The 12,133-nt window shown below is 62.6% G+C and carries 10 protein-coding genes; 3 read left to right on the top strand and 7 right to left on the bottom strand.

The window, feature by feature from the left end; all coding sequences use genetic code 11:
* Positions 1-498 precede the first annotated feature (498 nt).
* The 5 genes from NGM28_RS00895 to NGM28_RS00915 form a co-directional block, all read right to left on the bottom strand.
* The gene (locus NGM28_RS00895; protein ID WP_011535923.1) at positions 499-1,215 is read right to left on the bottom strand and encodes an ABC transporter ATP-binding protein; all 717 of its coding nucleotides are present in this window, start codon (positions 1,213-1,215) and stop codon (positions 499-501) included.
* A complete protein-coding gene (locus tag NGM28_RS00900) occupies positions 1,212-2,087 on the bottom strand; it encodes an ABC transporter ATP-binding protein (RefSeq protein ID WP_213658512.1) in 876 nt (291 codons plus the stop codon). The genes NGM28_RS00895 and NGM28_RS00900 overlap by 4 nt, the downstream gene beginning before the upstream one ends.
* Positions 2,084-3,385 (bottom strand): high-affinity branched-chain amino acid ABC transporter permease LivM, encoded by a 1,302-nt coding sequence (gene livM / locus NGM28_RS00905; RefSeq protein ID WP_240066363.1) that lies wholly within the window; start codon positions 3,383-3,385, stop codon positions 2,084-2,086. The genes NGM28_RS00900 and livM overlap by 4 nt, the downstream gene beginning before the upstream one ends.
* A 2-nt stretch (positions 3,386-3,387) precedes the next feature.
* Complete coding sequence (locus NGM28_RS00910) at positions 3,388-4,302, bottom strand: ABC transporter permease subunit (RefSeq protein ID WP_044488501.1); 915 nt, start codon at positions 4,300-4,302, stop codon at positions 3,388-3,390.
* A 157-nt stretch (positions 4,303-4,459) separates the two neighbouring features.
* The gene (locus tag NGM28_RS00915; protein ID WP_240066364.1) at positions 4,460-5,596 is read right to left on the bottom strand and encodes a branched-chain amino acid ABC transporter substrate-binding protein; all 1,137 of its coding nucleotides are present in this window, start codon (positions 5,594-5,596) and stop codon (positions 4,460-4,462) included.
* Positions 5,597-6,069: 473 nt separating this feature from the next.
* Here NGM28_RS00915 and pncB point away from each other — a divergent pair, with 473 nt between their 5' ends.
* Together pncB and nadE are read left to right on the top strand one after the other, a co-directional pair.
* The gene (gene pncB / locus NGM28_RS00920; RefSeq protein ID WP_252088429.1) at positions 6,070-7,275 is read left to right on the top strand and encodes a nicotinate phosphoribosyltransferase; all 1,206 of its coding nucleotides are present in this window, start codon (positions 6,070-6,072) and stop codon (positions 7,273-7,275) included.
* A 3-nt stretch (positions 7,276-7,278) separates the two neighbouring features.
* On the top strand, positions 7,279-8,106 hold the full coding sequence (gene nadE / locus NGM28_RS00925) for an NAD(+) synthase (RefSeq protein ID WP_252088430.1): 828 nt from the start codon (positions 7,279-7,281) through the stop codon (positions 8,104-8,106).
* Positions 8,107-8,233: 127 nt separating this feature from the next.
* Here the strand turns inward: nadE and azu are convergent, their stop codons facing one another.
* On the bottom strand, positions 8,234-8,683 hold the full coding sequence (azu, locus tag NGM28_RS00930; RefSeq protein WP_252088431.1) for an azurin: 450 nt from the start codon (positions 8,681-8,683) through the stop codon (positions 8,234-8,236).
* A gap of 349 nt (positions 8,684-9,032) precedes the next feature.
* Here azu and NGM28_RS00935 point away from each other — a divergent pair, with 349 nt between their 5' ends.
* The gene (locus NGM28_RS00935; protein WP_240066367.1) at positions 9,033-9,620 is read left to right on the top strand and encodes a cytokinin riboside 5'-monophosphate phosphoribohydrolase; all 588 of its coding nucleotides are present in this window, start codon (positions 9,033-9,035) and stop codon (positions 9,618-9,620) included.
* 129 nt (positions 9,621-9,749) lie between these two features.
* Here the strand turns inward: NGM28_RS00935 and NGM28_RS00940 are convergent, their stop codons facing one another.
* The gene (locus tag NGM28_RS00940) at positions 9,750-12,047 is read right to left on the bottom strand and encodes a YgiQ family radical SAM protein (RefSeq protein WP_248917642.1); all 2,298 of its coding nucleotides are present in this window, start codon (positions 12,045-12,047) and stop codon (positions 9,750-9,752) included.
* Between the last annotated feature and the right edge of the window lie 86 nt (positions 12,048-12,133).

Raw genomic sequence — 12,133 nt, forward strand, 5'->3', positions numbered from 1 at the left:
TATACGCATCTTATCCACAAGCCTTTCCCCACGGATTGGGGGCAACTCGTCGGACGAAGGGAACCAATTGGATGGAAAAGGTCCTGTGGACATCTCCCAATGATGGCGCAACGCTTTCAATCATGCCGCTTGCAGCGGTCTGTCCAAAGTTTCTTCACAGAGTTATCCACAGAAATGCATACTGCTTTCCTTCCGCTTCAGGCGAGCAGAAAAGTGCAGTGAAATCATACACAACCCTGGTTTGATCGAAAAATATACAACCCTTTGCAGGCCTTGAAAACAAAGGGTTTGAGCGAGGTGCCACCATGTTTTCCACAGGCGGTTCCACACAATCCGTGGAAAGTTTTCAGCCTGTGGAAACAAGGGTTTGCGATGGGATTGTGGAGTGTTTCAAGAAAGATATGCGACAAGTTGTCCACATGCGTCGCCTGCGTTCGCCGGCAAGCCGGCTCCTACCTGGTTTCGTAGGAGCCGGCTTGCCGGCGAACAACCGCTCGATCAGTGCCCGCCCAGGTAGGCGTTACGCACCTCCTCGTTCACCAACAACTCCTGCCCCGTCCCGGTCATGCGAATCTGCCCGTTGACCATTACATAGGCCCGGTCCGACAGCTTCAGCGCATGGTTGGCGTTCTGCTCCACCAGGAAGATGGTCATCCCCGTCTGCGCCAGCTCGCGCAGCGTGGCGAAGATCTGCTTGACCACGATCGGCGCCAGCCCCAGCGATGGCTCATCAAGCAGCAACAGCTTGGGCCGGCTCATCAGCGCCCGGGCGATGGCGAGCATCTGCTGCTCTCCCCCGGACATGGTCATGGCGCGCTGGTTGCGCCGCTCCTTCAGGCGCGGGAACAGCTCGTACATGCGCTGCATGTCTTCGGCGGCATGCTGGTCGCCAATGGGGATAGTGCCCATCATCAGGTTCTCCTCGACGGTCATGTCGGGGAACACCCGGCGCCCTTCCGGCGACTGGGCGATGCCGTTGGAGGCAATGTAGTGCGACGACTTGCGGGTGATGTCGGTGCCACGATAGACGATATGCCCCGACGCCGCCCGCGGCTGGCCGAAGATCGACATCAGCAGCGTGGACTTGCCCGCGCCGTTGGCGCCAATCAGGCTCACCGTCTCGCCTTCGTTGATGTGCATCGAGACTTTCTTCAGGGCCTGGATCGGCCCGTAGAACACGTCCAGGTCCTTCAGTTCGAGAATGGGTGCACTCATACCAGCTCCTCTTCGTCGGCACCCAGGTAGGCGGCGATCACCGTCGGGTTGTGGCGGATGTCCTGCGGCGCGCCTTCGGCGATCACGTTGCCGTGGTCGAGCACGACGATATGGTCGGAAATGCTCATGACCATGCCCATGTCGTGCTCGATCAGCACCACGGTGATGTCATGCTCGTCGCGCAGCACGCGAATCATGCGGCTCAGGGCCTCGGTTTCCTGCGGGTTGAGGCCGGCGGCCGGCTCGTCCAGGCAAATGATCTTCGGCCGCGTGCACATGGCCCGGGCAATCTCCAGGCGACGCTGCTGGCCGTACGAGAGCTCGCCGGCCAGGCGGTTGGCGCAGTCGACCAGGTCGACCACCTCCAGCCAGTAGAAAGCATGGTCCAGCGCGTCGCTCTCGGCCTGGCGATAGGCCTTGGTGTTGAGCACCCCGGCCAGCAGGTTGCGATTGACCCACATGTGCTGGGCTACCAGCAGGTTCTCCACCACAGACATTTCCCTGAACAGGCGAATGTTCTGGAAGGTCCGCGCCAGCCCGGCGCGGTTGACCAGGTGGGTGCCGCCGAACATCTTGTAGTACATGCGGTTGGCAAAGCGCGCGGGCGAGACGAAATCCGCCGGCTGGAAGCGCTCGCCCAGCAGTTGGATGACGTTGGTGCTGCTGCCGCGCACATTCAGTTCGATACGCCCGCCGCTGGCCTTGTAGAAGCCGGTCAGGCAGTTGAATACGGTGGTCTTGCCTGCGCCGTTGGGGCCGATCAGGGCGAAGATCTGGTTGCGCTTCACTTTCAGGCTGACATCGCTGAGCGCCTTGATCCCACCGAACTGCATCATCAGGTTGTCGACCGACAGAATGATATCGTCGCTCATGGCGCCACTCCTTTACGCGGAACCACACCGGTACGGCTGATGCGGATCAGCCCCCGCGGTCGCCAGATCATCATCAGCACCATCAGCACGCCGAACAGCAGCACCCGGTACTCGGAGAAGCTGCGCAGCAGCTCCGGCGCCACGGTCAGCACGAAGGCCGCGATCACCACGCCCACGGTCGAACCCATGCCACCGAGCACGACGATGGCCAGGATCAGCGCCGACTCGAAGAAGGTGAACGAAGACGGGTTGACGAAGCCCTGGTAAGACGCGAAGAACACACCCGCCAGGCCTGCGGTGGATGCACCGAGGGTGAACGCCGAGAGCTTGACCAGCACATGGTTCAGGCCCATGGATCGGCAGGCGATCTCGTCTTCACGCAGTGCTTCCCAGGCGCGGCCCACTGGCATGCGGGTCAGCCGGTGCTTGATGTACAGCACCGCCAGCACCACCAGGAACAGCACGGCATAGATGAACACGAACTTGAGGTTGGCGTTGTACTCGAAGCCGAAGAACTCGTGGATTGGCACGCCACCGTCTTTCGCCCGGCGCCCGAACTCCAGGCCCATGAAAGTCGGCGACGGCACCGGCATGCCGTTCGGGCCACCGGTGAACGACAACCAGTTGTTCAGCACCAGGCGAATGATCTCGCCGAAACCGAGGGTGACGATAGCCAGGTAGTCACCGTGCATTCGCAATACCGGGAAGCCGAGGATGCACCCCGCCAACGCAGCGGCGATCGCCGCCAGCGGCAGCACGCTCCAGAAGCCCAGGCCGAGATACTGGTAGCCCAGCGCCAGGCCGTAGGCGCCGATGGCGTAGAAGGCCACATAGCCCAGGTCGAGCAGGCCGGCCAGACCCACCACGATGTTCAGGCCAAGGCCCAGCAACACGTAGATCAACCCGAGGATGACCACCGTCAGCAGGTACTTGTTGGCAAACACCGGGAACACAATGGCGATCACGATCAGCGCCGGGATGATGTAGCGCAGCCGTGATTTGTAGTCCGGCGCCAGCACATGCACGCCCGAGCCACCGCTGTCGAAGCCCTGCAACATGCGCAGGCCGGTACCGGTTTGCAGGAACAGGCTGAGCAGGAAGCGCCCGACCATCACCCCGCCGACCAGCCAGGCGACGCGGGTGGGCTCGGCGTTGAAGCTGTAGCCGTCGAGCACCACGCCGACGACCGGACCAAACACGATGAGGGCCAGCAGGCCGGCGACGATGGTCTCCAGCAGGCTGCGTTTGAGGTCGAAACCCTTGGTTTCGGATACAGAGGCAGTTTTGGCAGAGGACATGTTCACACCTTAGCCACGAGCGGGCGACCCAGCAGGCCTTGCGGACGGAAGATAAGGATCATCACCAGCAGCGAGAAGCTGAACACATCCTTGTAGTCGGAGTTGATCAAACCGGAGAACAGCGATTCGGAGATACCCAGGATGATCCCGCCGAGCATCGCGCCCGGCAGCGAGCCGATCCCCCCGAGCACCGCGGCGGTGAACGCCTTGATGCCGATGATGAAGCCGGCGTAGAAGTCGAAGGTGCCGTAGTTCATGGTGATCAGCACGCCGGCCAGCGCCGCCATCACCGCGCCGATGACGAACACGTAGGAGATCACCCGGTCGGTGTTGATCCCCAGGATCGAAGCCATCTTGCGGTCCTGTTGCGTGGCCCGGCACATGCGGCCGAGCTTGGTGTACTTGATCACGTAGGTGAGCAGGCCCATGCCGACGAACGCGGCCACCAGGATGAAGATCTTGGTGTAGGTCAGTTGCACGAAACCGCTGCCCACCTCGACGCGCCAGGCGCCTTCGAGCAGGGTGGGTACGCCTTGCTGGCGCGCGCCCTGGCTGATCTGCGCGTAGTTCTGCAGGATCAGCGAGATACCAATGGCGCTGATCAGCGGTGCCAGGCGGGTGGAGTTGCGCAGGGGTTTGTAGGCGATGCGCTCGATGGTGAAGCCATAGACGCCGGTAACGACGACGGTGAACAACAGCGTGCCCAGCATCAGCAGGGGGAAGGACTCGACGCCGAAGTAGGCCAGCAATGCCAGGCTGATCGCCGCGAGGTACGCGGAGATCATGTACACCTCGCCGTGCGCGAAGTTGATCATGCCGATGATGCCATAGACCATTGTGTAGCCGATGGCGATCAGGCCATAGACCGACCCGAGGGTCAGGCCGTTGACCAGTTGCTGCAGGAAAATACCATCCATAACGCAATCTCACCTGATTGAGATTGCACGAGCGCCGACCACGGCAGGCCACGGATGAAGCGGCCCTCGCAGCGCAGAACTGTGCAGATCTACGGATAAAGACGGGTACCGCGGGGCAGCGGCCCGGGCGCACAGGCGCCCAGGCCGGATGCCGTTGTTATTTTTGTTTTTCCAGCTGGTGGTACTTGCCGTCCTTGTCCCACTGGTAGACCACGTAGTCCGATACAGTCAGGTCACCCTTGCTGTCCCACTTCTTCTCACCCATGACGGTCTTGACCGGGTTGGCCTTGAGCCACTTGGCGGCGTCCTCGCCCTTGTTCGACTTGGCGCCGTTGAACGCGGCGGCCAGGGCCTGGACCGAGGCGTACGCGTACAGGGTGTAGCCTTCGGGTTCGGTGCCGGCCTTGCGGAACTCTTCCACCACCGCCTTGCTGTCGGGCAGCAGGCGTGGGTCGGCGCCGAAGGTCATGTACACGCCGTCGACGTACTGGGCGCCGCCCGCGGTGGCCACCAGTTCGTCGGTGACAATGCCGTCGTCGGACATGAACTTGACGTCCTTCAGGCCCTGCTCGCGCAGTTGGCGCACCAGCGGGCCGGCTTCCGGGTGCAGGCCGCCGAAGTAGACGACGTCGGCACCGGCGGCGCGGATCTTGGTGACCACGGCGCTGAAGTCCTTCTCGCCACGGGTCAGGCCTTCGTACAGCACCGGCGTGACGCCACGCTTGGTCAGCTGTGCCTTGGTCGCATCGGCCAGGCCCTGGCCGTAGGTATCCTTGTCGTGCAGCACCGCCACTTTCTTGCCCTTGAGCACGTCGACGATGTAGTCGCCGGCGACGATGCCCTGCTGGTCGTCACGACCGCACATGCGGAACATGGCCGACAGACCGCGCTCGGTGACCTGCGGGTTGGTCGAGCCCGGGGTGATGGCGATCACGCCGGCTTCGTCGTACACCTCGGAGGCGGGAATGGTGTTGGAGGAACAGAAGTGACCGACCACGCCGATGACTTTGTCCTGGTCAACCAGCCGGTTGGCAACGGCCACGGCCTGCTTGGGTTCGCAGGCGTCATCGCCCTTGACGAGAATGATCTTCTCGCCGTTCACCCCGCCAGCGGCGTTGATCTTGTCGGCTGCCGCCTGGGCACCTTTCATGTACTGCTCGCCAAACGCTGCGTTGGCCCCGGTCATGGGGCCTGCGACGCCAAACTTGACGTCGGCCTGAACATACGAAGAAACACCCAGTGCCGTGGCCACGGCCAGTGCCAGGAAACCTTTCTTGTAAAACGTCTGCGACATGAGGTGGTGCTCCTAGAGTATTTTTTTTGGTTGGCACTACAACTTCTCAGCCCTGTGCTCCGAGCAAGGGCCGTGCCAGTGGTTTTGTCTTCCGGGAAAACACACGACGGGGTGTTGTGACAGGCGACCGACGGCCTTTTCTTTATTGAGCGTGCAACCGTCTACCTCGGAGCGAGCGCTACCGACACGCCTAGACAAGGAGCAACCTGCGAGCGCCATCATTGCAACCCTTGCGAGTGTTAACGTGCAACCGACCTGTAACAGCGGACGTCACCGAAGTGCACACCGCTGGTGCGTGACTGCTACAGGGGGCACCGTTTAAAGGCTAGTCGGTGCACGGAAAAACACCTGTTTTGGCGGGTTCGCCGGCAAGTCGCCAAACCTGTAGGAGCCGGCTTGCCGGCGAACCAGGCACATCAACCCCGCAAAGGCTGGCACAATAGCCACCATTCGACGCCCTGGAGCCCCACCTGATGAGCGAGAGCGCATTCGCCGAGCGCATCGTGCACAACCTGCTCGACACCGACTTCTACAAGCTGACGATGATGCAGGCGGTGCTGCACAACTACCCGGACGCCGACGTCGAATGGGAATTCCGCTGCCGCAACGGCGAGGACCTGCGCCCCTACCTGGGCGAGATCCGCCACCAGCTCGAGCTGCTCAGCGAACTGACCCTGGAAGACGAGCAACTGGCCTTCCTCGAACGCATCAGCTTCCTCAAGCCCGACTTCCTGCGTTTCCTGCGCCTGTTCCGCTTCAACCTGCGCTACGTGCGCGTCGGCATCGAGCACGACCAGCTGTACTTGCGTATCCGCGGCCCCTGGCTGCACGTGATCCTGTTCGAGGTGCCGCTGCTGGCGATCATCAGCGAAGTGCGCAACCGCCACCTGCACCCACGCATGCGCCTTTCTGAAGCGCGCGACCAGCTGCATCGCAAGTTCGACTGGTTGAGCGCCCATGCCAGCGACGACGAGCTGGCCCACCTGCAGGTGGCCGACTTCGGCACCCGGCGGCGCTTCTCCAGCCGCGTCCAGGAGGAAGTGGTGCGCGTGCTGCGCGACGACTTCCCGGCCCGTTTCGTTGGTACCAGCAACGTCGACCTGGCATGGAAACTGGATATCAAGCCCCTGGGCACCATGGCCCATGAGTGGATCATGGCCCACCAGCAGCTCGGCCCGCGGCTGATCGACAGCCAGATCGCCGCGCTCGACTGCTGGGTGCGTGAATACCGCGGCCTGCTGGGCATCGCCCTGACCGACTGCATCACCATGGATGCGTTCCTGAAGGATTTCGACCTGTACTTCGCCAAGCTCTTCGATGGTTTGCGCCACGACTCGGGCGAGCCGGTGGCCTGGGCCGAGAAGGCCATCGCCCACTACCAGAAGCTGGGCATCGACCCGATGACCAAGACCCTGGTGTTCTCCGATGGCCTGAACCTCACCCGTTCACTGGAAATCTTCCGTGCCCTGCGCGGGCGCATCAACGTCAGTTTCGGTATCGGTACCAACCTGACCTGCGACATCCCCGGTGTGGCGCCCATGAACATCGTGCTTAAAATGACCGACTGCAACGGCTCGCCGGTGGCGAAGATCTCCGACGAAGCCGCCAAGACCCAGTGCCGCGACGAGAATTTCGTCACCTACCTGCGTCATGTCTTCAAAGTCCCCAGCAAGGAGTAACCCATGCAAGCCGTTCAGCAAGAGATTGCCCAGGCGCTCAAGGTGCAGCCACCGTTCGAAGGCGCCGCCGCGCTCGAGCAGGAAGTCGCCCGGCGCGTGGCCTTCATCAAGGACTGCCTGAATAACGCCCGGCTCAAGACCCTGGTGCTGGGCATCAGCGGCGGCGTTGACTCGCTGACTGCCGCCCTGCTCGCCCAGCGTGCCATCAACGAGCTGCGTAGCGAGACCGGCGACAAGGCCTACAGCTTCATCGCCGTGCGCCTGCCGTACCATGTACAGCACGACGAGCACGACGCCCAGGCCTGCCTGGAGGTGATCAAGGCCGATGAAGTGCACACCATCGACATCGCCCCGGCCGTGAAGGCCCTGGCTGCGGAAGTCAAGGAACTGAAGAACGGCTCGCCGACCCTGGTGGACTTCGTCGTCGGCAACATCAAGGCGCGCACCCGCATGGTCGCCCAATACACGGTCGCCGGCGCCCGCGCGGGCCTGGTGATCGGCACCGACCATGCCGCCGAGGCGGTGATGGGCTTCTTTACCAAGTTCGGTGATGGGGCCTGCGACCTGGCACCGTTGAGCGGGCTGGTGAAGAACCAGGTACGGGCGATCGCGCGCAGCTTTGGCGCGCCGGAGTCGCTGGTGGAGAAGGTGCCGACCGCGGACCTGGAAGACTTGGAGCCAGGCAAGCCTGACGAGGCGTCACACGGGGTGACCTACCAGCAGATCGATGCGTTCCTGCATGGGCAGCCGGTGAGCCAGGAAGCGTTCGACATCATCGTCGCCACCTACCGCAAGACCCAGCACAAGCGCGAGTTGCCGTTCGCGCCTTGAGGCCTGAAGGGGCCGCTTTGCGGCCCATCGCGGCACAAGGCCGCTCCTACAGAAGGTATGCAATCCCCTGTAGGAGCGGCCTTGTGCCGCGAACGGAGGGCAATGCCCTCCCTTGCTCAGCCAATCTTTACTTGACGATGACCTTGCCCTTCATCATCGAGATGTGGCCCGGGAAGGTGCAGAAGAAGCTGTAGTCGCCACCGGCTTCCAGCTTGGTCGCATCGAATTTCACTTCGGTTTCTTTCTCAGGCGCGCCGATCATCTTGGTGTGGGCGATGATCGCGGCGTTGTCGGCCTTGATGTAGTCCTTCTCCAGACCCTGGGACATGCCTTCGGTGGCGATGCCCTGCATATCGGCGGTCTTGCTGATCACCAGGTTGTGACCCATGACGTTCTTCGGCAGGTTGCCGGAGTGGGTCAGTTTGACGGTGAACTCCTTGCAGCTCTTGTCGACCGTGATTTCCTTGGTGTTGAACGACATCTGGTCGGTCGAGTCGACAGTCACCGAACACTCGGCTGCGAAGACAGAAGCGCTGGCGAGGGTCAGCAGGGATACCGCTACAGCTTTCGCAAACATCATGAATCTCCTTGGCAGGGGTTTATCAATTGCGAGTCTGCCTGAAACCGGAACGCCCGTCCCTGATGTGGGTCAAGGGGTGTCAAGTGGCCAGGCAGTAGATTTGTTCAATGGATTGTATACAACCAATCAAAGTGCACATCATGCCCTCTTACTAGACGATGGGACAACCTCTCATTTAGGAGTAATTGCCATGACCTTGAACAGCCTGATGCGCAGCCTGCTGGCTGCCTATGCCAGTGGTGCCAGTGGCGCGGCGGTCTGCGAGTTCGCCCGCCCCGAGTAACCCCCCCTTGGAAGCGACAGGCATGCGCCTTACCCTGTGCGCGCATGTAAAGGGAGATAAGCAATGCCTGTACGTTCCGTTTGTGTCTTCTGTGGCGCCAGCATCGGCGCCAACCCCGCCTACCGCGAAGCCGCCATCGCCCTGGGCCAGGCCATCGCCCGCCGTGGCCTGACGCTGGTGTACGGCGGTGGCGCGGTGGGGCTGATGGGCACTGTCGCCGACGCCGCCCTGGCCGCCGGTGGCGAGGTCATCGGCATCATTCCCGAAAGCCTGATGAACGCCGAGATCGGCCACAAGGGCCTGACCCGCCTTGAAGTGGTGGATGGCATGCACGCGCGCAAAGCGCGCATGGCCGAGCTCAGCGATGCCTTTATCGCCCTGCCGGGCGGCCTGGGCACGCTTGAAGAGCTGTTCGAAGTGTGGACCTGGGGCCAACTGGGCTATCACGCCAAGCCGCTGGGGCTGCTGGATGTGAACGGGTTCTATGAAAAATTGGGCGGCTTCCTCGACCATATCGTCGAGGAAGGTTTCGTGCGGCCGCAGCACCGGGCGATGCTGTTGCTCGGCCAGCAGCCGGAGGCGCTGCTGGAGGGGATGGATCGGTTCGAGTCGCCGGTGTTGCCGAAGTGGGTCGACAAGCGGCCGGATTGAAAGCTGAAATCCCGGGACCGCTTTGCGGTCCTTTCGCGGCACAAGGCCGCTCCTACAGAAGACCGCAATCGCCTGTAGGAGCGGCCTTGTGCCGCGAAAGGGCTGCAAAGCAGCCCCAAGAACGATCAATCAACGCGGAATGACTGGCTGGCGCGGCTTCTTGCCCTTGCCACCCTTGGCCGCTTCCTTGCGCTCCTTGGCCGCCTGCTGGTTGCGGGCGAACGCCTCGGCCTTGGCCTTCTCGCGCTTGTCCCACGGTTTGCTGCCGTCGCTGGCACGCGGCGGCAGGCCGGTGTGCTGGGTGAGGATCTTCTGGTCCTTGCCCACCTTGTGGCTGCCGGCCGGGGTCGAGTTCTTGCGCCGCGCACTCTGGTAGCTGTCGGTCTGCGGCTGGTGCAGCGGGATCAGCTGGTGCTTGCCCGGCCCGATCAGGTCGGCGCGGCCCATGCGCTGCAGCGCTTCACGCAGCATCGGCCAGCCCTTCGGGTCGTGGTAGCGCAGGAACGCCTTGTGCAACCGGCGCTGCTCCTCGCTCTTGACGATCTCCACCCCTTCGCTCTTGTAGGTAACCTTGCGCAGCGGGTTCTTGCCGGAGTGGTACATCGCGGTGGCCGAGGCCATCGGCGAGGGGTAGAACGCCTGCACCTGGTCGGCACGGAAACCGTTACCCTTGAGCCACAGCGCCAGGTTCATCATGTCTTCGTCGGTGGTGCCCGGGTGGGCGGCGATGAAGTACGGGATCAGGTACTGCTCCTTGCCCGCTTCCTTCGAGAACTTCTCGAACATGCGCTTGAAGCGGTCGTAGGTGCCGATGCCCGGCTTCATCATCTTGTCCAGCGGGCCACGCTCGGTGTGCTCCGGGGCGATCTTCAAGTAACCGCCAACGTGGTGGGTCACCAGTTCGCGTACATACTCCGGCGATTCCACCGCCAGGTCGTAACGCAGGCCCGAGGCGATCAGGATCTTCTTCACCCCCGGCAGGGCGCGGGCCTTACGGTACAGTTCGATCAGCGAGCTGTGGTCGGTGTTGAGGTTCTCGCAGATCCCCGGGAACACGCATGACGGCTTGCGGCAGTGCTTCTCGATGTCGTGGCTCTTGCAGGCGATGCGGTACATGTTGGCGGTCGGGCCGCCGAGGTCGGAGACCACGCCGGTGAAGCCCGGCACCTTGTCGCGCATCTCCTCGATCTCGCGGATGATCGAGTCGTGGGAGCGGTTCTGGATGATCCGGCCTTCGTGCTCGGTGATCGAACAGAAGGTGCAGCCACCGAAGCAGCCACGCATGATGTTCACCGAGAAGCGGATCATCTCGTAGGCCGGGATGCGCTCCTTGCCGTAGGCCGGGTGCGGGACGCGCGCGTAGGGCATGCCGAACACGTAGTCCATCTCTTCGGTGGTCATGGGGATGGGTGGCGGGTTGAACCACACATCCACTTCGCCATGTTTCTGCACCAGGGCGCGGGCGTTGCCCGGGTTGGTTTCCAGGTGCAACACGCGGTTGGCGTGGGCGTAGAGCACCGGGTCGTTGCGTACCTTCTCGAACGATGGCAGGCGAATCACCGACTTCTCGCGGGTGACGCTCGGGCTGTCGAGAATCTGCACGACCTTGGCTTCGTTCGGGTCTTCCTGGTCGCCCTTGGCCTGCTCGATGGCACAGGCCTGGGTGTCCTGGGTGTTCACGTACGGGTTGATGATCTTGTCGACCCGCCCCGGGCGGTCGATGCGGGTGGAGTCGATCTCGAACCAGCCCTGTGGCGTGTCGCGGCGAATGAACGCGGTGCCGCGCACGTCGGTGATGTGCTCGATGCTTTCGCCCTGGGACAGGCGCTGGGCGACCTCGACGATCGCTCGCTCGGCGTTGCCGTACAGCAGGATGTCGGCACTGGCATCGACCAGGATCGAGTGGCGGACCTTGTCCTGCCAGTAGTCGTAGTGGGCAATGCGGCGCAGCGAGGCCTCGATGCCGCCGAGCACGATCGGTACGTGCTTGTAGGCTTCCTTGCAGCGCTGGCTGTACACCAGGCTGGCGCGGTCCGGGCGCTTGCCGGCCATGCCGCCGGGCGTATAGGCGTCGTCGGAGCGGATTTTCTTGTCCGCGGTGTAGCGGTTGATCATCGAGTCCATGTTGCCGGCCGCGACACCGAAGAACAGGTTCGGCTCGCCGAGCTTCATGAAGTCGTCTTTCGACTGCCAGTTCGGCTGGGCGATGATGCCCACGCGGAAGCCCTGGGCTTCCAGCAGACGGCCGATGATCGCCATGCCGAACGAGGCATGGTCGACGTAAGCGTCGCCGGTCACGATGATGATGTCGCAGGAATCCCAGCCGAGCTGATCCATCTCCTCCCTGCTCATGGGCAGGAACGGCGCTGGCCCGAAGCATTCGGCCCAGTACTTGGGATAGTCGTAGAGTGGTTTGGCTGCTTGCATGTCAGTGACCGGTTCTAATGTGCAGGAAAATCGCGGGCGCGGAATATAGCACAAATTTTGACCAAATCCGACGATAGTGGTCGGAT

The organism is Pseudomonas sp. MWU13-3659, assembly GCF_023757525.1.
GTDB lineage: Bacteria > Pseudomonadota > Gammaproteobacteria > Pseudomonadales > Pseudomonadaceae > Aquipseudomonas > Aquipseudomonas entomophila_E.